This window comes from Pseudomonas sp. GW821-FHT01E10 (genome assembly GCF_059422365.1).
In genome coordinates, this window is sequence record NZ_JBWKWT010000001.1 from 489,042 (window position 1) to 508,076 (window position 19,035).

Annotated in this window: 15 protein-coding genes; 9 read left to right on the top strand and 6 right to left on the bottom strand. The window is 56.3% G+C overall.

Annotated elements, in window-relative coordinates; all coding sequences use genetic code 11:
* Positions 1-26 precede the first annotated feature (26 nt).
* From AC07V0_RS02165 to AC07V0_RS02180, 4 genes are all read right to left on the bottom strand, one after another.
* Positions 27-743, bottom strand: a complete 717-nt coding sequence (locus AC07V0_RS02165) for a response regulator transcription factor (protein WP_086945660.1) — start codon at positions 741-743, stop codon at positions 27-29.
* 623 nt (positions 744-1,366) lie between these two features.
* Entirely contained in the window at positions 1,367-2,746 is a 1,380-nt protein-coding gene (locus tag AC07V0_RS02170; RefSeq protein ID WP_018927964.1) for a TolC family outer membrane protein, read from the bottom strand.
* A gap of 2 nt (positions 2,747-2,748) precedes the next feature.
* Complete coding sequence (locus tag AC07V0_RS02175; protein ID WP_018927963.1) at positions 2,749-4,062, bottom strand: HlyD family type I secretion periplasmic adaptor subunit; 1,314 nt, start codon at positions 4,060-4,062, stop codon at positions 2,749-2,751.
* On the bottom strand, positions 4,040-5,818 hold the full coding sequence (locus AC07V0_RS02180) for a type I secretion system permease/ATPase (RefSeq protein ID WP_086945661.1): 1,779 nt from the start codon (positions 5,816-5,818) through the stop codon (positions 4,040-4,042). The genes AC07V0_RS02175 and AC07V0_RS02180 overlap by 23 nt, the downstream gene beginning before the upstream one ends.
* A 199-nt stretch (positions 5,819-6,017) precedes the next feature.
* Between AC07V0_RS02180 and AC07V0_RS02185 the strand changes: the two genes are divergently transcribed.
* From AC07V0_RS02185 to AC07V0_RS02195, 3 genes are all read left to right on the top strand, one after another.
* On the top strand, positions 6,018-6,731 hold the full coding sequence (locus AC07V0_RS02185; RefSeq protein ID WP_495019346.1) for a class I SAM-dependent methyltransferase: 714 nt from the start codon (positions 6,018-6,020) through the stop codon (positions 6,729-6,731).
* Between the two features lie 32 nt (positions 6,732-6,763).
* Positions 6,764-8,173 carry an FAD-binding oxidoreductase gene (locus tag AC07V0_RS02190; RefSeq protein WP_495019347.1) on the top strand — a complete coding sequence of 470 codons (1,410 nt, stop codon included), beginning with the start codon at positions 6,764-6,766 and terminating at the stop codon, positions 8,171-8,173.
* Between the two features lie 292 nt (positions 8,174-8,465).
* The gene (locus tag AC07V0_RS02195) at positions 8,466-9,506 is read left to right on the top strand and encodes an ABC transporter substrate-binding protein (RefSeq protein ID WP_102667182.1); all 1,041 of its coding nucleotides are present in this window, start codon (positions 8,466-8,468) and stop codon (positions 9,504-9,506) included.
* Positions 9,507-9,688: 182 nt separating this feature from the next.
* On the opposite strand, the gene AC07V0_RS02200 is transcribed toward AC07V0_RS02195, so the two are convergent.
* On the bottom strand, positions 9,689-10,561 hold the full coding sequence (locus AC07V0_RS02200) for a DNA/RNA non-specific endonuclease (RefSeq protein WP_018927953.1): 873 nt from the start codon (positions 10,559-10,561) through the stop codon (positions 9,689-9,691).
* A gap of 370 nt (positions 10,562-10,931) precedes the next feature.
* Between AC07V0_RS02200 and AC07V0_RS02205 the strand changes: the two genes are divergently transcribed.
* Complete coding sequence (locus AC07V0_RS02205) at positions 10,932-11,552, top strand: glutathione S-transferase family protein (RefSeq protein WP_086945662.1); 621 nt, start codon at positions 10,932-10,934, stop codon at positions 11,550-11,552.
* 117 nt (positions 11,553-11,669) lie between these two features.
* Here AC07V0_RS02205 and AC07V0_RS02210 read toward each other — a convergent pair whose 3' ends face one another.
* Complete coding sequence (locus AC07V0_RS02210; RefSeq protein ID WP_018927951.1) at positions 11,670-12,266, bottom strand: TetR/AcrR family transcriptional regulator; 597 nt, start codon at positions 12,264-12,266, stop codon at positions 11,670-11,672.
* Between the two features lie 532 nt (positions 12,267-12,798).
* On the opposite strand from AC07V0_RS02210, the gene AC07V0_RS02215 reads away from it, so the two are divergent.
* The 5 genes from AC07V0_RS02215 to AC07V0_RS02235 all read left to right on the top strand — a co-directional run bounded on the left by AC07V0_RS02215 (position 12,799) and on the right by AC07V0_RS02235 (position 18,985).
* Entirely contained in the window at positions 12,799-13,812 is a 1,014-nt protein-coding gene (locus AC07V0_RS02215; protein ID WP_086945663.1) for an SDR family oxidoreductase, read from the top strand.
* An 80-nt stretch (positions 13,813-13,892) separates the two neighbouring features.
* Positions 13,893-15,413 (top strand): class I adenylate-forming enzyme family protein, encoded by a 1,521-nt coding sequence (locus tag AC07V0_RS02220; RefSeq protein ID WP_064617441.1) that lies wholly within the window; start codon positions 13,893-13,895, stop codon positions 15,411-15,413.
* The gene (locus tag AC07V0_RS02225) at positions 15,403-16,014 is read left to right on the top strand and encodes an HAD-IB family hydrolase (RefSeq protein ID WP_018927948.1); all 612 of its coding nucleotides are present in this window, start codon (positions 15,403-15,405) and stop codon (positions 16,012-16,014) included. Before AC07V0_RS02220 ends, AC07V0_RS02225 begins: the two co-directional genes overlap by 11 nt.
* A gap of 3 nt (positions 16,015-16,017) precedes the next feature.
* Entirely contained in the window at positions 16,018-17,781 is a 1,764-nt protein-coding gene (locus tag AC07V0_RS02230) for an FAD-dependent monooxygenase (RefSeq protein ID WP_018927947.1), read from the top strand.
* A gap of 118 nt (positions 17,782-17,899) precedes the next feature.
* Positions 17,900-18,985 (top strand): acyl carrier protein, encoded by a 1,086-nt coding sequence (locus tag AC07V0_RS02235; RefSeq protein WP_018927946.1) that lies wholly within the window; start codon positions 17,900-17,902, stop codon positions 18,983-18,985.
* The last annotated feature ends 50 nt before the right edge of the window (positions 18,986-19,035 follow it).

A 19,035-nucleotide genomic window follows, 5' to 3' on the forward strand; every position in this document is an offset into this window, starting at 1 on the left:
TGACGGCCTGGGCGCCCCAAAGAAATTCAGCGCAGTTCCACCCAAGTGGACTCGGGCGGTTCTTCGTTGTTGGTGAGCCCGTGCTTCTGTGCGTATATCAGCAAGTCGATACGGTTAACGAGATTAAGCTTTTGATAAATATTACTGAGGTGGTTGTGCACGGTGTGCTCGCTGATACCCAGGCGCCCGGCGATGCACATGTATTTGGCAGACGGATCCCCCACGATGGCGCGAATCAGTTCCTTTTCACGCAGCGTCAGCCGCGCCTGTTTCGCCTGCTCCGAATTGCATTTCAAAGGTATATGCCCGGTCGCGGCATAGTCGGAAAGCCCACCGACCCAGGCTCTATCCAGCCCGATGTCGCGATGGTGGACCTGGATGATGGCTCGGATGATCGATTCCGTCGGGTCTTCCGCCAGCACGACGCCGCGTGCGCCCGCCTCTATCGCCTGGGCAACAGGGACGGTTTCGTACAGGCTCTTGAGCACCAGGACTTTCATTTCGGCGCTGCGGGCGAGCCCCGCGACGACCGCCAATGGGTTCAGCGCATCCGGAAAGAAACTGAAAAAAATGACATCGGGACGCAACTGATCGGCAAGATCCAGCGCTTTGGTATAGGTGGTGGCCTGCCCGCTCACTTCCATCTGAGGCTTGCGGGCATTGATCAAGTCTTGAAGGCCCATAAGAACAAGAGGACGACAGTCGATCAGCATCACGCTTATTGGTTTTATTTGGGTCGTCATTACCGTCCTGACTCCCTTGAAAAATGAACGATGGCCTCCACCCGCTGGCCTTCCTGGATCAACAGCTCATTCACCTGTCCATCACGATTGATGGACAGATACGAGCGCCGTCAGGCCTTGACAGTGCCCGCCCGGGTATTAGCCCTGAGGGACACTTCCACCCGTTGCACCGGCAGGGATTGCGGACGTTCCCAGAAGCCGGGCAAAAGCCATCGAAACAACAAAAATAGGAATAATCATCAATAGTTTGCGCTTGATGATGTGCTCCCGCGAACCGCTCAACTGAGTCTAGGCCAGCCCGGCGCGCTGCCGGCCCAGCCATCCGCCAGTCGTCGACTCAACCTCACGCGGATAGCCCGGCTGATGTTCCCAACGGTGCCATCTCCCCTAGAAAATCAAGGTCTTAGGCTCGCCACCGGCGATCTGCGGCTGAAGTCTGCCCCGATCAAAATCGTCAATTAACCGACGAGTGGCGTGCAGCAAAGCACGACAATAAAACCAGCGTCAATTTATCGGCGAAACCCACCTCGCCGAGCCACCCAAAAGCCGGCCCCAGGCCGTGGGCAGGCACTGAAAAACCAGCCTGGCGTGGAGGGTCTACAACGGTGGTATTGCTGGCAAGTTCAGGGGGATGTGAGTTTTTGGCTGGAGCTGCGGGGGCTCAGCCAGGCATTGACGTTTTCGACACTCTCGACAGGCGGCTTGCCCGCCCAGCGATTGAGCGTGAAGACATTGGTGACGAAGTCGTATTGGGTCTTGAGCAGATCACGACGAGCCCGGAATTCGTTGCGTACGCTAGTCAGTACATCGACGGCATTGACCATTCCGTAACTGAGTCCTTTTTCTGCCGCCACTCTGGACAGCTGTGCCGAGGCCAGGGCATGCCGGCTCGCACTGATCTTTTCTGCGCTCGAGTTGGCCGTCAGGTAAGCGGTGGTGATCTCCTTGACCACCTGGCGCTGGACTGCTTCCAGTTGCTGCTCCGCCACAATCTGATCCTGGTAGAGCCCCCGCACCCGCGCCGAGGTTGAACCACCGCTGTATATCGGCACTTGCACGCCAATACCGGCGACATAGCTGTCGGTACGCGGCGCCAGGGAGTTGTTGTAGCCCTCGTTGGTCTGTTGCGCGCTCAGAGACAGGCTCACGGTCGGATAGTGCCCGCCCTTGCCGCCGCGCAACGCAGCGCCTGCGGCCTCGACACCACTTTCGTTGGCTTTGAGCGCCGGGTTTTGCGCTATACCCTCGCGAACCCACGTTTCAAGACTCTGCGTCGACACCTGTAGTTGTACGTCATCGCGAATCCGGTTGAGCTTCTCCTTGACCGGCCGACCGACGATTTCCGCCAATGCCTCGCGGGTGATACTGGCCTGGTTCTGGGCATCCAGCTCCTGCGCCGCCAGCAAATCGACCCGGGCCTTGAGGTCGAGTTGATCGGTAATCATTGCCAGCTGCTTTTCGTACAACGCATTGACCCTGTCCAGGCTCTTTTGCGTGGTTTGACGCTCCGCCTTTACCAACTCCAGTTCATCCTCGGCCGCCAATGCGGCGAAGTAACGCTGGGCTAAATCCACTGTGGCCTCGGCCTGGGCCTCCTGCGCTTCTGATTCGGTTTGCTTGGCCAGGCTTTTGAATCTTTGGTAGTTCTCCCACGCGGCCTTGTTGTAAAGGTATTGACGCAGCACCAGGCTGTAGATTTCGCTATCGTAACTGCGCTGCACCAGGTCGCTCTCCTGATGAATCCGGTTCTGCCCGGCGTTGAGCGATACCTGTGGTAACAGCGAGCCCAGGGCCTCGCGTTGATGTTCCTCGCCCGCCTTCGCTCGCGCATACGAGGCCAACACTCGCGGATCTTCCAGCCGGGCCTCGCGATACAACTGCATGAGGTCAGTGGAGTACGTCGAGGCACTGACCCCGGTCGGCTTCGCTTCAGTGGTTTGCGCCAGAACGGCACCCGCGGCAAACATAAACGCCCCGCCCAGCAGAACTGTCGACGCTCGCATGATCACTCCTCGATCAACGCTTGAGAGATGACATTGCGGGCCGGCTGCAGAAGGTATTGCAACAGCGTGCGTTGCCCCGTGATGATCAACACGTCCGCAGGCATCCCTGGCAGTAATTTGCGATCACCCAAGGCGCGCACACCGGCTTCGGTGACCCGGACCCGCGCCAGATAATAGGGAGTCCCGGTCTTTTCGTTGACCAGCCGGTCCGCCGAGACACTGATGACCTCGCCCTGGATCACCGGCGTGGTCGCACTGTTGAACGCGCCGAAACGGATATCGGCACGCTTGCCGATGGCGATGCGATCGATATCGACCGGCGCCACCTGGGCCTCTATGACCAGTTCAGAAACCGAGGGAACGATGTCCAGCAAAGGCGTCGCCGAGCGCACGACGCCGCCAATCGTGTGCACCGTCATGCCAATCACCATGCCCGATTCGGGTGCGCGGATGATGATATGGCTGAGCCGGTCTTCCAGGGCGGAAGCCTTCTCTTGCAGGTCGTAGATTTTGGTCTGGACATCGGCCAATTGTTTGGCGACATCGGCATTGAAGTCTTTATCGACTTGTAGAATCTGCAGCTGTGTTTCGTTGATCTGCAGGCGCGTCCTGGTGATGGTCGAACGATGGTCGGCCAATTCGGATTTGACCATTTCAAGCTTGCGCTGCTGCTCAAGCAGACGTTGTTTGTCGACGAACCCTTGTGACAACATGTCTGTCAATTCAACGATTTCACCGCTGTAGGATTTATTCAGTTGGCTCTTGACACCAATCATCGCCTCCAGCCCCTTGATCTGTTGATTCAACTGACCAATGCGCTCTTGCAGCACCGATATCTGGCCCAACCGTGAGCCCCGTCGTGCGTTGAATACCTGGGTCTCGCCCTGGCGCGCCTCGGCACCTCGCAGACTGTCGGCATCGGTCATGACGTCAAAGCCAATGACTGGCAGATTGTCCCGCTCAGCCTTGAGTCTTGCCTCCATGGCTCTGGCGGCAATGAGCTGGCTTCGGGTCATCTCGTATTCGGATCGCAGCTGGGCATCATCGAGAATAATCAGCGGGTCATCCTGCTTGACGATGTCACCGTCATGGGCCAACACCTCTTTGACGATGCCACCTTCGAGGTGTTGTACCGTTTTCCGATAAGCCTGCACGGTGACCACACCAGGCGCGTAAGCCGCGCCATCGATCGGTGCGACCGCCGCCCAGGTGCCGAACACCCCGAAGGTCATCAATAAAATGCCAAAACCCAGGCGACGGATCTTTCGATCAGATACCGCCAGGTCGGCGAAGTTATCTGTTTGACGACTGAGCATCGTACTGTTCATCGGCATCACCCTTGCGAGTAGCCACCGAAGCCACGCTTGCGCCTGCTTGCGTGGCGTGCTTTTGTGCCCGCTGCGCGAGTTCGGCCAGCACTTGTTCGCGTGGTCCATAGAGACTGATGGCGCCATCACTCATCACCATCAGCCGGTCAAGTTGGGACACAATGTTGGTTCGGTGGGTAATCACAAAAACGGTTGCACCTGTCAGCTTGAGCTGCTGGATGGCCACCGCCAGGGCACGATCACCGACTTCGTCGAGATTGGAATTGGGCTCGTCGAGGATAATCAGCCGCGGGTTGCCATACAGGGCACGGGCCAGGCCGATGCGTTGGCGCTGCCCTCCCGACAGCATGACGCCATCGCTGCCAATGACGGTGTCATAGCCATCGGGCAACAGCAGAATCATTTCGTGAACGCCGGCAGACTTGGCCGCCAGAACGACTTTCTCGGAGTCGACCTCGGCGAAGCGGGCAATGTTCTCGCTGACGCTGCCTTCGAATAATTCAATGTCCTGGGGCAAGTAACCTATGTACGGCCCGAGTTCATGTTTGTCCCACGCGCTGATGTCCGCGCCATCGAGCCGGACCACCCCATGCTGCGGCGCCCATACCCCCATCAGTGCCCTGGCCAGGGTGGACTTGCCCGCGGCACTTGGACCGATGATTCCGACAATGCAGCCGGCAGGTACGCTGAAACTTATGTTTTTGATGATCGGGGTTTTCGAGCCAGGTGCCGCGACGATCAGATTCTCCACCTGCACATGCCCCTGAGGCGCAGGCAGTGTCATACGCTCGGGCTGAGCCAGCTGTTTATCGAGGATGTCGTTGAGACGGCGGTACTGCGAGCGGGCCGCAATAAAGCCCTTCCAGCTGCCAATGATCAGATCGATGGGAGCCAATGCGCGCCCTAGCAGCACGGACCCGGCAAACACCATGCCTGGCCCCACCTGGTGATCCACGGTCAGGTACGCCCCCAGCCCCAGGATCAGCGATTGCACCAGGATCCGGAAGGACCTGGAAAGCGTGCTGATGATGCCACCTCTATCGCTCGCCCCGGACTGCAGCATCAGGACATGCCTTTGGCGACGCCCCCAACGGTCCATCAGGGTTTCAAGCATGCCCATGGACTCGATGACTTCAGCGTTGCGCAGATTTTTCGTGGTATGGAGCGTCGCGCTGATATGTTCCTTGTTAGCCTGGGCAAGTGCCGGCCCCGTCAACCTCTCATTGAGAAACGCGAGAAATAACAACAACAACGCACTGCCCACCGCTACCCAGCCATACCAAGGATGGAACATGAACATCACAGCGACATAGATAGGTAACCAGGGCGCATCGAAAAAGGCGAACAATCCATTACCGGAGAGAAACTGTCTCAAGCCCGTCAAGTCGTTGAGCGACTGGGCCGAGGCATCCATGCCGCCACTTTCCAGCGCCCGTTTGAAACTGGCCTTATAGACCTGGCGACTCAGCAACACATCCAGCCGGGTACTGACCCGAACCATGATGCGTGAACGCACCCATTCCAGAGAACCGAGTGTGACCACCAACCCGGTCATGATCAGCGTCAGCATCGCCAGGGTCGTCAGACTTCCGCTGGTGACCACTCGTCCATACACCTGAAGCATATAGAAGGTAGGAACGAGCATCAGCGCGTTGATGAAAAAGCTGAAAAAGCCAACAGAAACAAAGCTGTCTCTACAGGCTTTCAACGCTATTTTCAGACTGTTTTCAGGTGTGTTTCGCATGGAAACCCCTGCTCGGAAAGTCATACCTTGAGGAGCTTAGATCATGCCGAACGACTGTGCGCAGCCGTTGGCCAGATCGCCCCGGACAACGGGTTTCACCCCCGTTTTCGACTGGATGCAAGTAAAGCGTCACCGACAAGATCCGTTCCGCCAGTACTTGTCCTATCCTTCCCTCCAACCCATCACTGCGGACATCGAAATGCCCAGCCCCGAATCCACCCTCCTCCAGAGCTGGCACCACAACGCCAAGCCCTGGATCGAGGCTATCCGCACCGGCACCATCGAAAGCCGACTCAAAGTCACCGACCAGGCAATCCTGCTGGCGATACTGGGCCGCCAACCCGAGCGCGTGCTCGACCTGGGCTGCGGCGAGGGCTGGCTGTTGCGTGCGCTGGCTGAACGGGCCATCGAGGCGGTCGGTGTGGATGGCGATGCGACACTGGTCGAGGCAGCTCGGGCGGCGGGCTCTTCGCGGGTGCATTTGGCGAGCTATGAGGAGTTGGTAGAGGCGAAGGTGGACATCGGCAGCGACTACGACCTGATCTGCGCCAACTTCGCCCTGTTGCACCAGGACATCATCCCCCTGCTCGCCGCCATGAACGCCCTGCTCGCCCCCGGTGGCGCGCTGGTGATCCAGACGCTGCATCCGTGGACCGCGGCGGCGGGCGACTATCAGGACGGTCGGCGGGAAGAAACCTTCGCCGGGTTCAAGGGGCAGTGGCAACCCATGCCGTGGTACTCGCGCACCTTGTCCAGTTGGCTCAACGCCCTGGACATGGCCGGTTTTCGGCTGGCCGCCCTGCAGGAGCCGCAGCACCCGCAAAGCCCGGTGCCGCAATCGTTGTTGTTGGTGGCTGAGCGATGGGATGTCTCGGGAATAGAGCAGCCTCAGGCGAGGCGTGGGGCACAGTGAAGTTCACACGGCGCAAACTACTCGAGGCTGGCATGACCTGCATAGCAGTCAATGCACTGTCGCCTTGGCGGTTATGGGCTGCGTCTTCAGGCGTCCTGGTTAACGACGTCACGCTTCTCAACCCGATTTGGGTTAACCGTCTCCTCACCCCGCATACGACAGATGATATTCGGCAGGCGCTCGCCGCAGGGTCTGGCCCGGTCTGCATTGGTGGTGGCCGCTATAGCATGGGCGGACAGATTGCCACCGAGGACAGCCTGCACATCGACATGCGTCAGTTCAATCAGGTGATCCATTACTCGCCCGAGAGCAGGGTCATACGCGTGCAAGCGGGATTGCGGTGGCGTGACCTGCAGTCGGTTATCGACCCACACGATCTATCGGTAAAAATCATGCAGAGTTATGCCAACTTTACCGTCGGCGGGGCGCTGTCGGTCAATGCGCATGGGCGTTATGTCGGCGCCGGCCCGGTGATCAACTCGGTGCGTGCCCTCCAGTTGGTGCTCGCCGACGGTTCGGTAGTAGAAGCATCCCGCAGCGCAAATGCCGACTTGTTCCACGCAGCCATCGGTGGCTATGGCGCGCTGGGGGTCATCACTGAGGTCGAATTGGACCTTGCGTCCAATGTCACGATGGAACGTCAGGTACACCGACTGTCAGTTGCCGATTACCCGACATTTTTCAACGAACAGATCCGCGGGAACGAACAGGCAATCCTGCACAACGCCGATTTGGCTCCCCCCTACTTTGACCAGGCTACTTGCGTCACCTGGCGCACCACGGACAAAGAGCTGACAGTCGCAGACAGGCTGATCGCACCGGGGCAATCGTACAAATTCGACCAGATCGCCATGTGGAGTGTGGCCAAACTTCCCGGCGGCCCGTTGATTCGCAAGGATGTGATCGATCCACTGCGCTATCTCAGCCACCCGGTTGTACGGCGCAACTATGAGGCCAGTGCGGACGTCGCCTCGCTCGGGCCTATCGCAACCCGAAACAGCACCTACGCGTTGCAGGAGTATTTTGTACCGGTCGCCCGGTTCTACGCGTTCGTACAGCAATTGACCACCATCCTGCAGGCGCACCAGGTTGAAGCGGTCAACGTCTCTATCCGGCACTCGCCGGGCGCCCCCGACTCGTGTCTGTCTTGGGCACGCGAAGAAGTGTTTTCATTCGTACTCTATTACTGGCAGCACGTCAGCGTGGCTGACCGTGAGGAAGTCGGCGCGTGGACACGCGAACTTATCGACGCCGCGTTGTCGCTTGGGGGACTTATTATCTGCCCTACCAGCTGCATGCAACTCGAGAACAGTTCACACGCGCCTACCCCAACGCGCGACGCCTGTTCGCACTCAAGGCGCAATACGATCCGGGCAAGCGATTCCGCAACAAGCTCTGGGACAAGTACTACATGGGGTAGCGCGAGGCCCGAGGCTTGCTAGTACGTCCACATGCCAGTGTTCGGGCCAGGCCGACGCTCCGCTGTACGAATCAGCAGTGCCCACTGCTGAAGAGCTTTTTTATAGCTCCCAAGCATATTTTTAATAATTTTCCTCTTCCGATTGATGCCGCACTATCAAACCGCACTGAGCACCTCTGGTCCGGCTTTCCCGGATGAAAGCTTTTTTCATAACGATGCCGGCCCCAAGAGCCCGGCACGGTGGAACCTTATCGGCCTCTGGCCAGCACTGCCCGGCTTTACACCATTCTAAAAACCAGCTGTGGGAGCGTTCCATGTCTTTATCCTTACGTACCTGTGTTCCTTTTTCCCTGGCCCTGTTGTGCACCGGCGTGTTCGCCGAGCCTCAGGCCCTGACCGTCATTTCGTTCGGCGGCGCCACCAAGCAGGCCCAGGACAAGGCCTATTTCCAACCCTTCAATGCAAGCGGTGCAGGACGCATCGTCGCCGGCGAATACAATGGCGAACTGTCGAAGATCAAGGCCATGGTCGATGTGGGCCATGCCACCTGGGATGTGGTCGAGGTGGAGAGTCCGGAACTGTTGCGTGGCTGTGATGCCGGCTTGTTCGAGCGACTGGACAAGGCCAGTTTTGGCGACCAGGCCCAGTTCGTACCGGGGACCTTGACCGAGTGTGGTGTGGCCACCTACGTCTGGTCGATGGTCATGGCCTTCAACAAGGACAAGCTGGCCAAGACCCCGACTTCCTGGGCGGATTTCTGGAACGTAACCGACTTTCCGGGCAAGCGCGGCCTGCGCAAAGGCGCCAAGTACACCCTGGAAATCGCTCTGCTGGCCGATGGCGTCAAGCCTGACCAGCTCTACAAAGTGCTGGGCACCCCCGAGGGCGTGAACCGTGCCTTTGCCAAGCTCGACAAGATCAAGTCGAGCATCCAGTGGTGGGAGGCTGGAGCCCAACCGGCGCAGTGGTTGATCGCCGGTGACGTGGTGATGAGTGCCGCCTACAACGGTCGTATCGCCTCGGCGCAAAAAGAAGGTATGAACCTGAGCATCGTCTGGCCCCAGAGCCTGTACGACCCGGAATACTGGGCCGTGGTCAAAGGGTCGCCGAACAAGGCGCTGGCCGAGCGTTTCATCGCGTTTGCCAGCCAGCCGCAGGCCCAAAAGGTTTTCTCGGAAAACATCCCTTACGGCCCCGTCCACCGCCAGGCCCTGGCACTGCTGCCGGAGCCAGTACGCCAGCAATTGCCGACGGCCGAAGCCAACTTGGCCAAGGCTCAGTCGGTAGATGCGGAGTTCTGGGTGGACCACGGCGAGGAGTTGGAAGAACACTTCAATGCCTGGGCGGCGCGTTAGCCGCGACACACTCTCTGTAGCAGCTGCCGAGCCTGCGAGGCTGCGTTCGGCTGCGAAGCAGTCGTGAATCCGGCTGACGCGGTCTGCCTGATGCACCGTAAGTTCTGGTTTTACGACTGCTGCGCAGCCGAACGCAGCCTCGCCCCGGCTCGACAGCTGCTACGGATTAATCAATCAAGCCATCAAGAACGCCCCACGGAACCTGTGACCGGTAGATTCCCCAGCAAGTTGAGCCCGGTACTCTTCACGAAAGCGTCATAGTCCATCGGTTTCTCGATGCGGGTTTCAGCGTTGGGCAGTACGTAAGCCCAGGCACGCTTGGACGATGCGTCGTAAACCAGTTTGAACAGGCGGGTCGGCACCCAGACCTTGTTGTCGCCGACGGTGCCGTGGCCTGAATCAAAGAGCGGGCCGGTAAAGACAAAGACATTGCCATCGGCTCGTTTGGCAAACTTTCTGACATCGGACTCGACCTTACTCCAGATCTTCCGGTTGTTGGTTGGGTCTTGCGGCACCATGTTCGACAGCGCAAAGGATTGGGCCATTGCATTGGGGTTCGGTGCATCGGCTGCCGGGGATTGATGGCCACGGTCCACGGCCGGATGTTGGCTACGGTAGTCGCTCAACTCTGCCCGCCCACTCTTGGGAATGCGTGGGTCCGGATAGAACTGGTTGGTGCGCTCCTCCCCTTTGGCATCCTGCAGCTGGGCGGCATTAAGGCGTTCGACCACTACCAGCGGTGTCTTGCTGGTTTGCGAGTACAGCACCGCGAAGTTATCGGAACACAGGGCCAAGGGTTTCATTGTGGCAGGCACAGTGGCCATGTTGATCGGTTTCGCGGCCGGGAACAGATCCGCGCAGCCGTCAAACGATGCCTGTTTCTGTTTGTTTGAATAGAGTTCCAGCGCCGCGCTCTGGCTGATCGAGCCCGAGTGGGAGGTTTGTTGCTGATGCTGGGTGGGCGGCTTGATGAAATCCAGCAGACTGCGGGCTTGTGCCCCGGTCGAGAGCAAAACAAGGGCCGACAGCCCAACTGCAATTTTGCGTAGGTGCATGCTTTAAATCTTCGAATTGGATTGAGGGGTAAACGTACGACGAGTCCCGATTTACGAAACCAGGTAGAAGCGGTTGCGGATTATATTGCGGTGAGCATGCTTTCACTGTCCTTGATCAAATTGCCGATGCGGATCCGGTCGGCGCCAGGCAGTACGACCGCTGACGGTCGCGCGGGGTGTATTGACCATCACAAGTCACATTAGTGCTGAGCGGCGTACACATTCTACTTGGCCATGCTCGTCGAATGGGCATACCTAAGCGGACTGGTTAACTGACGCGAAACGTTGTGCGTACTCCTTGTAGACAGGCGCGTATGCCGCTTTTCACTTAGCATCCAATAATCATCCATTCATTTTCAGGGAGTGTCTGATGAGCCCGAAAATAGAGCTGTATGGCGCTCCTACCGGCAACAGCCTGAGGGCTGCAATAGCCTTGGAGGAAGCAGGTATTCCCTACTCCGCACGAAGACTGAATTTGCAGGCGAATGAGCAACGCGACTTGTCGTACCTGGCGCTTAATCCGGCAGGAAAAGTCCCAACCCTGGTCGACCATTCATCGACACCCCCGCTGGTCATTAACCAATCGAACGCAATCATTCAGTTCGCTGATGCAAAAGCTCCGGGTCGGCTTGCACCTGCGCATCGTGGACCAAAACGCGACCGGGTGTTTGATCGTTATTTCTTTTTCGTAACGGACGTCATCGGGCCCAGTCATGCTGCATTTTCCCTGCGCCAGGCAGGATTTAATGATGCGGCCACAGTTATCGATCAACGCGTCATTGAACAACTCGTCTACGCAGAACGGTTTCTTACCGACGACTTTATGGCCGGAGATCAGTTCTCCATGGCGGACATCTCCGCTTTCACCATTGCGGCATCATTTCGTGATCGGCTGGATTGGGCAGTGCTTTCACGCTTATCACGCTGGTTCGACGCGATCGAAGCCAGGCCCGCCGTACAACGAGGATTGAAAACGTTCCAGAATCACTGAGCGCTACTGCGCAGACCTTATTGTGTGCGCTAAAGATGGGCATGGCTGCTCGCATCCTGCCCGAGGTCTGAGCCCCGGACATGCGAATATCGTATGTATCACAAGAATGGCAGCGTTCTATAAGGGCTCTGCTGTCTGGATAAGCGAGTTCAACACCAGTTTTATTTCAGAGGCTGGATCTTTATGCCCTTGCAGTATCAAACCTTCCGACAAAGCGGTGAAGGTCCTTGCAAGAGCGGCATTCGCCAAAGGAGGCTTCTTGCCTGCATGATTAAATATGATGGTAATCAACTTACCCAAGGCTTCACTATTTTCCTGATGCAGATCGTAGTAATGCGTTGAGAACTCTTCATCACGCAAGGCGATCAGTTGCAACTCAGCATCAAGAATCGCGCAACTGGTATTATTTTTAAGCGTGTCAATATAGGCATTCAATCCATGGGTCAGCTCTTCCGATGAATACCCTGAAGTCAGGGTGACACTCAATCGATCAATCTCAACTCCCTTGAATCTCTGAGTTAACTGCAGAAGCAAGTCCGACTTACTTGTAAAGTTTGAAAAGAAGGCCCCCTTCGAAAAACCGGCCTCCTCGGAAATAGCGTTGACACTGGTGGCGTGAAAACCTTTTCTCACCATAAGGTCAGTGGCGGTATCGAATAACTTATCCCTTGTTATTTGCTGACTTTCTTCTCGACCTAATCTCTTTTTAATCACGCCTTCGGCTCCTTTGGCCAAACAAATCTATTTGTAACTGGATGCAACGGACCTGCCACTCACTGCGCAAACCTGTTTTAACTATCATATCTTATACTAAGCCCTCTTAATCACTTTGCATTTAAACTTTTAAGGAGTGCCATGTAAATGCCATGTATTGGGCCCCGCACGTTCAGGCGCCTTGGTATCCAGCCTGACGCGCGCGCCCTGATGAATCGAGTCAGCAAGGGTGTCTTTTGACTCCCCCCAGAAGGCAGGCGACGGACGGCAAAAATGTCTAGCGATGACCTCAATCCGCCCGATCCCGGTGAATGCCTGCTGTCGACAACGCTCTAAACCACAGGATTTTCGTGTTTCAGGTCGGGTTCAAGGACGTCGACCTTGTGGCGACTGTTAAATACCGCTTGATTTCCAGATACCGAATGGTTTTTACTTGCCGCCGTTGACGCCCCCTGCCTGGTCAAAGCATCGAGCGCGGTGACATCAATCTCAATGCAGTAGCAGGTTACCACCCCACAGGAGCTGGATTTTAATGGAATATGCCTTTGTTACAGGCGCTACAGGCCTGCTCGGCAATAATGTGGTTCATGCGCTTTTAAAGCGAAACATCAAAGTAAAAGCACTGGTCCGCTCCGTCGAAAAAGCCAAGAAGCAGTTCGGCAATCTGCCTGTCGAATTTGTCGAAGGCGACATGCTCAATGTCGACGCCTTCAGCCATGCCTTGCAAGGCTGTGATGCCTTGTTTCATACGGCCGCCTATTTCCGCGATAGTTACAAAGGTGGAAAGCACTGGCAGAAACTGTATGACACTAACGTGACCGGTACCGAGCGCCTGTTGCAGGCCGCTTATGCCGCAGGCATTCGTCGTGCAGTCCATACCTCCTCCATTGCCGTCTTGAAGGGCGATAAAGATCAGGTGATCGATGAAACAATGTCTCGCAGTGAATCGGAGGCTGACGATTACTACCTGAGTAAAATATTGTCTGAACAGAAAGTTCAGGAATTCCTGGCGCGGCATCCGGACATGTTCGTCGCCATGGTATTGCCTGGCTGGATGTTTGGCCCTGGGGACATCGGCCCGACCTCATCAGGACAGTTCCTGCTCGACTTTGTCGGACAGAAATTGCCCGGCGTACTGCCTGGAAGTTTTTCCGTTGTCGATGCCAGGGATGTAGCAGAGCATCAACTCGCGGCGATCACACGCGGCCGATCCGGAGAACGCTACCTGGCAGCCGGCAATCACATGGACATGAAAAGCATTTTCCAGGCGCTCTCCAGTGTCAGCGGCGTAAAAGCGCCGGAGCGCAAAGTGCCACTGTTCATGCTGCGTATAATTGCCTTGATCTATGAAGGTTATTACCGAATCACGAAAAAGCCGGTGCTCATCAGCACTTCCACTGTCAAACTCATGAAACAAGAGCAAGGGCGCACCCATTTCAGCCACAACAAAAGCCTGAAAGAATTGCAGTGCAAGTTCCGCCCCGTGACGGAAACATTGACCGATACCCTGGATTGGTATCGGAAAAATAACTACATCGATGCTTAATTGAAACAATTTATATATAGCCTGCCTCTGTAGTACTTTTTTGTCTGACCATAAATTCAAGGATTGAGAGAGGTTGGTAAATGAAAAGCCTTTCATCTAAAGAAGGTTTTCTGCATCGGTTCGTCGGTTTTTCAGAGTCGTTCCCTGAGCACATTGCCATCAGGAACCTGGACGCGGAAGAAGATACCGTCACTTACCGTGAGTTGCGTATAAAGGCTGAAGAGTGCAATGGCGCACTCTCAGCATTAAATGTATTGCCTGGCGACAAAGTAGCGCTCGTTCTACCCAATGGGGTGGAGTTCATCGCTTACTATTTGGCGATCATCGGTCGCGGTGCGGTTCCGGTCATTCTCAACTACAAACTGACGCCATTCGAAATGAACAGCGTCATCAGCATCGCCAGACCGACGCTGGTAGTGACCACCGAAACGCTGTTCGAGCAGCATAGCGAGACATTTCAGCCTGACTACGGCGTTAAGCACTCCTTGGTGTTGAACGCCGCAAGCGAGCCGTCATCGCCCCTGCCCGACAACGCAACGGCGGACTCTCGGCTTCCCCGACAGACCGAGCCCTTGTTACTGCCCGAAGGCAATCCGATTGTCTCGGTACAGTTCACCTACCGGGGCATCGGTAAACCGCTGGCCGTTTCTCACCGCTACCTTGATTTGACGCAATCGAGTGATGGCCTGCATGAGCAGTTTCATCTTCAAGGTGTCGGTTCCGTTCATCTGGTGACGCTGCCGCTGTATGCCATCTTCGGCCTGTCGGTGATGATGGTTTTCCCCTTGAGCGTGGGCGCCACACTGTTAATGACTAACACCCTGCTCAACAGGGATCTGGCAGAAGTCTTGTCCCAGCATAAGGTCACCTTTGCCTGCCTGGTGCCCGACGTCATTCGCTACTTCAATACACGACTGGCCAAACGCAAGGGCGCGCTGTTGCCGTTGCACCCTCACCTGATGATTTATTCGGGTGGCAGCCATTTACCCGCAGACGAAGCCGAGAAACTGGGAAGACTGCTGGGGTGCAATCCGGTGCTGCAAGGCTATGGATTGACCGAGAGCATGCCGGTGATTGTCCAGAGCTCGATTGGCAAGGTCCATCGCGGCGCCATGGGACAACCGATCAGAGGCGTAGAACTACGGGTCGTCGATGCCGAAGGGCGGGATGTCGCACCTGGACGCATTGGCGAACTGCTGATTCGCGGTTCGATGGTGATTGACGGCTATAACGATGCAGAGGACGCCAATGCCCGGTTCTTCCGTGATGGTTGGCTACACACGGGTGATCTGGTCTGGCGGGACGACGACGGGCATGTGTTCTTCTATTGCCAACGCCTGCGAATCTCGAAGATCAAAGCGCAAATGGTCGACCTGACTGAAATCGAATCCATTGCCCTGAAGCACCCGGATGTAGTGCGCGCGAAAGCTTACATCGTCCCGGACAACAAGGAGGTCAACGTACTGCACCTGTGCGTTGAAGGGAGCGGCGACCTGACCCAGAGCGCTGTCTCTACCCTGCTCTCGCGCTACCTCTCGGGCTTCAAGTTGCCCAAAACCATCGAGATCATCTCTCTCAAGGAAGAGATTCATGCAAGCTAATGGCACACAACCGGTACTGGCCGTGTTTGACTTTGACGGCACATTGACCGACAGACATACGTTCTGGCGCTACATGCGTTATATCGTGGGAACCCGATCGTTCTGGCTCAGGATCATTCCCCTGCTGCCCAAAATGCTCAGTGTAATCGTTGGCATCACGCCATTGATGCAAGCCCGACTGGCATTCATTGCCTGTTATCTGGGCGGTCTGTCCGTTGAGCAAGAGCGCGAGCATGCCAAGTATTTCATCAGCGAGCTGCTACCGCTCTGGCTCAGGCCCGAGGCCCTGCGCCGGCTGCAATGGCATCAGTCCATGGGGCATGTCACTGCGCTGGTCAGCAACTCGCCGGAAAACTACCTGATTCCCTGGGGTCAGGCAGCGGGTTTTGACTATGTCTGCGGCACTCGCCTGGCGACGGCGAAGAACAAACTGACCGGAGGAATATCAGGTACCAACTGTGTTGAGAGAGAGAAAGTCACACGGCTCAAGGGCTGCCTGAGCAACCTTGATGACTTTTACATTTATGCCTACGGGGATTCATCCGGTGACGATGCCCTGCTCGGCATTGCCAACTCTCCCTTCTACAGAAACTGGTACTAACCGATGAACACTCTGAGCACTTTGGCCCCCAAGCACTTCAGCCAACCCGGTAATACCCCGACAGTCATGATCGTAGGCGCCGGCCCGATTGGCCTGTCCCTGGCAATCATGCTGAAGAAGTGGGGCGTCTCTTTTCGCATCATTGAAAAGAATGCCGGTCCCTCGACCGCTACCAAAGCGATGGCCATCCATTCCAGAACCCTGGAAATTTTCCGAGATCTGGGAGTTGCCGATCAGGCCATCAGCGACGGATTCACTATCAACCAGTTTTCGGTGCAATCGAACGCCAAACGGGTGCTGAACTACAACTTCTCCTACCTGGACGCCACCTACCCCCTGCTCCTCAGCCTGCCACAACCGCAGACAGAGAAGATTCTGCTTGAGCGACTGAACAAGTTGGGAGCAGATGTTGAATGGAATACCGAGCTGGTCGATATAGAAAACCAGCCGGGCTCGGTGCAGATGACGCTTCAGCATGCGGACGGCAGCGCCGAGTCCTTTTCCAGCCGCTGGGTGGTCGCGTGCGACGGTGCTCGCAGCAACATCAGAAAACGTCTTGATATGACCTTCGAAGGATCGTCCTACGACCGCTTCTTCATGCTCGCCGATGCCGATATCGAGTGGTCTGGAAGCAAGGACGAAGGCGCTTTCTTCCTGGGTGCACAGGACGGTTATGTCGCGGTCGCGCCGATCAGCGCTCAATCCCGTTATCGACTTTTCATCGAGATGCCCTACAACCTGCCGCCAGAAGGTGAACGCCCTTCCTTGAGCCTGGAGAACTTTCAGCGGTTGTGCGAAGGACGCGGGCAAAAGATGACGTTGTCCAATATTTCATCGACCACCATCGCTTCTTTCCAACATCGCCGCGTGCAGTCGTTGCAGCAAGGCTCTGTGTTTCTGGTGGGCGACTCGGCTCATATCGGCAGCCCGATCGGTGGCCAATGGATGAACCTGGGGGTTTCCGAGGCCTATAACCTGGCGTGGAAAATGGCCTATGTCGATCAGGGCCTGGCTGATCCATCGTTGCTGGAAAGCTACAACGAAGAGCGCTACCCGGTGGCCCTGGAAGTCGAGAACACGGCACATCGACTGACCGGACTGATTACCGTCAAGCATCGCGCCCTCGTTTGGCTGCGCGACAATGTTCTGCCACTGATAAGCAACAGGCGCAAGGTTCAGCGCAAACTGCCGTCGATGATTTCCGGTCATCAGTACCACTACGGCAAGAGTGATTACATCCAGGAATCGCTGACGAAAAAGCAGCGCATGAATTGGGATAAAAAAGGCAAGAAACCCGAATTCCAGACGTCGGTGCCTCGCGCCGGGCAACTGGCACCCGATGTCGAGTTGTGGCAACTGCAAGGTATGCCGCCAAAGCGCTTGATCGACTTGTTCCACGGAACGTTCACGCTGTTGATTTTCAGCGCAGCCGATCAGTTTTCCCCGTTGTTGCCGGGCTATTACTCGCTGGCCGAGTCGGTGGAGAAGGACTACCCGGGCATCAAGGCTTATTGCGTTATTGATGCCCTGAGCAGCGCCGAACTGCCTTCCTGGCACTCGACGTTGCTGGACCCCGATTGGCGGCTGCACAAGCGTTACCATGCCAAAGCGGGCACGTTGATGTTGATTCGTCCTGACGGCTACATCGCTTTCCAGGGAGCCGATGCAATAACGCTCTTCACTTATCTGAACGTAAGATCCGGGCTGCTCAAAGGAGCCAGAAAAACAACATCTTCCGAGATCGACGCAGTGGAACTCCAACTTTAAGTCGCTATATGGCTACTGCCAACCTGGTTCATTGATTCACACAAGGCCCAACCCTGGGCCAAGACTTGTTATTTCTTGTTTGTAGAAAACATATACCGACTTTGGTTAGGAGAACCTCATGCGCTTCCAACTCAACGATGTTGTGCAGGAATTCATCGTGTCCAATGGAAAAATAGCCAACAGCTATTTTTCTCTTTCAGAAAAAATCATTGATTCACTGTGCGAGTCCAATATCGCAAAAGAATCAATATTGATGCGTTTGCTGGAGCAGGCCGAATCCGTCACTGCGCACTACTTCAATGCTCATCAACAAGTCCTCGAGGGCGTTTATGCCAATGGGATTGAAGCCCCCGTCAATAAAAACCTTGCGGTGCTGGAGCCCGTACACTCGAACCCGGTAATACTGGAATCGACACCTGTTGCGGAACAAACACCCGCACTCAACTACGGGCAATGGCTGCGCGCCGAAATAAGTACGGTCACAGGATTCAAAAAAGAACAAATCGACTTCGATCAAAGTTTCGAAAGCCTGGGTATCGACTCTCTCGGCATGGTCGATATTTTCGAATCCCTGGCCCAGCACTTCCCGGAAAAGAAAGAGCTCACCTCGCAGCTCTTTGATGCCCCCACTCCTACCGCCTTGCTGGCGCGGCTTGAAGCCGATCCGCAGGCACCTGCCGTGGATGTCGAAGCATGGGTACTGGAACAACTGGCGAATATCACCGGTTTTACGGTTGACCAGATCGACCAAAAACAAAGCTATGAAAGCCTGGGCCTGGACTCCCTCGTGCAGCTGGACTTCCTGGAGTCGGTCGTCGCATTGTGGCCGCAACTCAAGGCCAACAGCACTGAGCTGGCCAACGCCAAGTATCCGCAGGCAACAATCGCCCTGATTAAAGCCGCCCTGGCCGCCCCCGAGTCGACATCAACACCCGCTACCGAAGTGCAAGCACCTGCCACAACGGACGACCAAGGGCAGGCAAGCAACCTGCTTTTCAACTCCCTGTCACCCCTGATCCCGGACGCGCCACAGTCGATCGACATTGAGACGCCCTTTGCACAGTTAGGGCTCAACGGTTTTGCCCGAGAAGCACTCTGCCAATCAATGGCGCAACAGTGCTCTGCCAGCGAGTTTGCCGGTGAAGCACTGATGTCGCGTCGTACGCCGCAGGACGCCTTGTCGCTTCTGGCACGACTGAGCTGAAGCACTGAGCCGCTGTAAAAAATGGCATGGAATCCGGGTGATCGGACAGA

Coding starts and splice junctions, on each gene's coding strand:
- AC07V0_RS02165 (WP_086945660.1), bottom strand. CDS start 743: ATGACGACCCAAATAAAACCAATAAGCGTGATGCTGATCGACTGTCGT.
- AC07V0_RS02170 (WP_018927964.1), bottom strand. CDS start 2,746: ATGCGAGCGTCGACAGTTCTGCTGGGCGGGGCGTTTATGTTTGCCGCG.
- AC07V0_RS02175 (WP_018927963.1), bottom strand. CDS start 4,062: ATGCTCAGTCGTCAAACAGATAACTTCGCCGACCTGGCGGTATCTGAT.
- AC07V0_RS02180 (WP_086945661.1), bottom strand. CDS start 5,818: ATGCGAAACACACCTGAAAACAGTCTGAAAATAGCGTTGAAAGCCTGT.
- AC07V0_RS02185 (WP_495019346.1), top strand. CDS start 6,018: ATGCCCAGCCCCGAATCCACCCTCCTCCAGAGCTGGCACCACAACGCC.
- AC07V0_RS02190 (WP_495019347.1), top strand. CDS start 6,764: ATGACCTGCATAGCAGTCAATGCACTGTCGCCTTGGCGGTTATGGGCT.
- AC07V0_RS02195 (WP_102667182.1), top strand. CDS start 8,466: ATGTCTTTATCCTTACGTACCTGTGTTCCTTTTTCCCTGGCCCTGTTG.
- AC07V0_RS02200 (WP_018927953.1), bottom strand. CDS start 10,561: ATGCACCTACGCAAAATTGCAGTTGGGCTGTCGGCCCTTGTTTTGCTC.
- AC07V0_RS02205 (WP_086945662.1), top strand. CDS start 10,932: ATGAGCCCGAAAATAGAGCTGTATGGCGCTCCTACCGGCAACAGCCTG.
- AC07V0_RS02215 (WP_086945663.1), top strand. CDS start 12,799: ATGGAATATGCCTTTGTTACAGGCGCTACAGGCCTGCTCGGCAATAAT.
- AC07V0_RS02220 (WP_064617441.1), top strand. CDS start 13,893: ATGAAAAGCCTTTCATCTAAAGAAGGTTTTCTGCATCGGTTCGTCGGT.
- AC07V0_RS02225 (WP_018927948.1), top strand. CDS start 15,403: ATGCAAGCTAATGGCACACAACCGGTACTGGCCGTGTTTGACTTTGAC.
- AC07V0_RS02230 (WP_018927947.1), top strand. CDS start 16,018: ATGAACACTCTGAGCACTTTGGCCCCCAAGCACTTCAGCCAACCCGGT.
- AC07V0_RS02235 (WP_018927946.1), top strand. CDS start 17,900: ATGCGCTTCCAACTCAACGATGTTGTGCAGGAATTCATCGTGTCCAAT.